The sequence below is a fragment of the Stieleria sp. genome (assembly GCF_041595215.1).
Taxonomy (GTDB): Bacteria; Planctomycetota; Planctomycetia; order Pirellulales; family Pirellulaceae; genus Stieleria; species Stieleria magnilauensis.
In genome coordinates this window covers 1-1,779 of the sequence record NZ_JBFHKV010001413.1, presented here as the reverse complement: position 1 = coordinate 1,779, position 1,779 = coordinate 1, and the positions used below count along the sequence as shown (strand labels likewise).

The window sequence follows — 1,779 nt, the reverse complement described above, 5'->3', positions numbered from 1 at the left end:
TGGGGTGATTCAGACGACGCCCTACATCGGCCACCCCGCTTACAAAGCGATGGGAGGCCGGGCGGGATACACGCTGGGAACCGCGTTGGTGATCGGGTCGGCGGGACTGATCGGGTACTTCACGTTCCTCAACGACATCATTCCCAAACCGGCGGTGTTGCCGATCCTGGTCTTCATCGGCTTGGAAATCACCGCGCAAAGTTTTTCGGCGACACCCAAGCGGCACTACGCGGCGGTGGCGATCGCGTGTTTACCGGCGCTGGCCGCGTTGATCTTGAATTTCAGCGGGCAGATATTGGGGGATCAGGCCTTGCGTGAGGCGGGCATCTCGGTGTCCGATCTCAGTCCCGTGTTTCAAGAAAGTTTTGCGACCATTTCGATGTTGGGCAGCGGGTTTATCTTGACCAGCTTGTTGTGGGCCTGGGGGTTGGCGGCGTCGATCGATCGCAATTTGCGGACGGCGGGAATCGTGTTTCTGGTCTGTGCCGTGTTCACGCTGTTCGGCCTGATGCATTCACCGCTGGAAGGCAGTCGGCTATTTCTGCCGCTGGGTCCGGAGCACTGGGAAACGATCGTGCTGGGGCCGGAAAGTCGGTCCAAGGTGTTCGAGTTTGCCGCGGGCTACGCAGTCGTCGGTGTGCTACTGTTGGCGTGGCGTCGTTGGTTGCCCGTCGCTGACGCCGGCCGGGCGCCGATGGATTCAGAACTTGAACACGAATTGGACACCGATGGCTCGAATTGAACGATCGTCTGAACCGAAATCGCCGCCGAGTGAGCGCCGTCTGATGGCGTTGGTGCTGGCGATCATCATGCTGATCGCGTCGTTGTTGGCGTGGTGGTTCGGGTCCGGCAGCACCGGGGAGTTTGTGGCTGCGGCGTGCGGACGCATCGGGTTGGTGATGGGGGCGTTGTGGTTGGCATGGCCTTCGCTGAAGCGACCGGCCAAGTGGTTACCGGCAAGTGCGCCGGTGATCGGTGTGATCGCGCTGGTGGTGCTCGCCGCCCAGCCCAAGTTGATCTTTCCGGCGATTCTAATCGTCCCAGCATTGATCACGGTTTCGGCGTTGGCCAGAGCGTTTCGCCGCAAGTAGAGTCAGTCGTGCCTAAGGCCGTCACTCGGTCGGAGCGACGTCTTAAACCGGTTCGCCGCCTTCGATCAGTGCCAAGTCGGCTCCGTCGAGGAAGCTGGCCAAGGATCGAGCGCGATACGGTTGTTGCAGTTTGCGAACCGCCTTGCTTTCGATTTGGCGGACACGTTCGCGGGTGACTTGAAAGATCCGTCCGACTTCTTCGAGCGTGTAGGTGTAGCCGTCGGCCAGGCCGTAACGCAGGCGCAAGATTTCTCGTTCGCGATAGTTCAGGGTTTCCATGGCCAGATCGATCTGAGCCTTCAAGGCTTGGCGATTGGTTTCCAGCAACGGATCGTCGTCGCGGTGATCTTGCAAGAACTCGCCGAAGACGCTGTCCTCGTGGTCGCCGACGGGTTGGTCCAACGACAGCGGTTGACGGCTCATCTTCAAGATCACGCGGGTGTCGTCCAAGCTCAGGCCGCTGCGGGCACAAACTTCTTCGGCCGTCGGTTCGCGTCCGTTTTCTTGAACCAGATCGCGGGTGATTTGGCGGATCTTGTTCATCGTGTCGATCATGTGAACGGGCACACGAATCGTTCGGCTTTGGTCGGCGATGGCGCGGGTGATCGCTTGTCGAATCCACCACGTCGCGTAGGTGCTGAATTTGTATCCGCGGGCGTGTTCGAATTTGTCGACCGCTCGCATCAGC

Annotated in this window: 2 protein-coding genes and 1 pseudogene; 2 read left to right on the top strand and 1 reads right to left on the bottom strand. The window is 60.0% G+C overall.

The annotated features are described in order from the left end of the window. Both ABX749_RS31725 and ABX749_RS31720 read left to right on the top strand, forming a co-directional pair. A pseudogene (locus tag ABX749_RS31725) lies at window positions 1-742 on the top strand (permease); the annotation flags it as partial. Further along, window positions 729-1,091 carry a hypothetical protein gene (locus ABX749_RS31720; RefSeq protein WP_372899561.1) on the top strand — a complete coding sequence of 121 codons (363 nt, stop codon included), beginning with the start codon at window positions 729-731 and terminating at the stop codon, window positions 1,089-1,091. The pseudogene ABX749_RS31725 and the gene ABX749_RS31720, both read left to right, overlap by 14 nt. 42 nt (window positions 1,092-1,133) lie before the next feature. Here ABX749_RS31720 and ABX749_RS31715 read toward each other — a convergent pair. Then, a partial coding sequence (locus tag ABX749_RS31715; RefSeq protein ID WP_372899560.1) for a sigma-70 family RNA polymerase sigma factor occupies window positions 1,134-1,779 on the bottom strand: 646 nt, incomplete at its 5' end.